1 protein-coding gene is annotated in these 262 nt (G+C 34.4%); it reads left to right on the top strand.

Going from position 1 to position 262, the window contains the following annotated elements; all coding sequences use genetic code 11:
* Positions 1 to 35: 35 nt before the first annotated feature.
* Positions 36 to 262 (top strand): hypothetical protein (locus tag AC6UD4_RS07310; protein WP_500709649.1); only part of this gene is annotated, 227 nt, incomplete at its 3' end.

Genomic DNA, 262 nt, shown 5'->3' with positions numbered 1-262 from the left:
AAATAATTGTGAAAAAATTCTTTGGATGTTTTATTATGTTAAGCCTTCTTTGTATATGTCTCTTTCCAACAAGTGGTCATTCATCAAGTAAAACCTTTTACATAGGTTCTGTTAAAGTGGACAATACAAAAGTTTTTAGTTCTCCTAAATTAGGTTCTACTCTATTAAAGACCTTAAAAAAGGGCGAGGCGTTTCCCATCATTTCTTCTTCCGTTGGGGATTCCGCAGGGCCTATCATTCATAAAGTAAAGACTGGAAACAC

It is taken from the genome of Fructilactobacillus sp. X3R5C2 (assembly GCF_059901175.1).
Note: the sequence above shows the minus strand (reverse complement) of the source record. Positions and strands in the feature narration are given on the sequence as shown.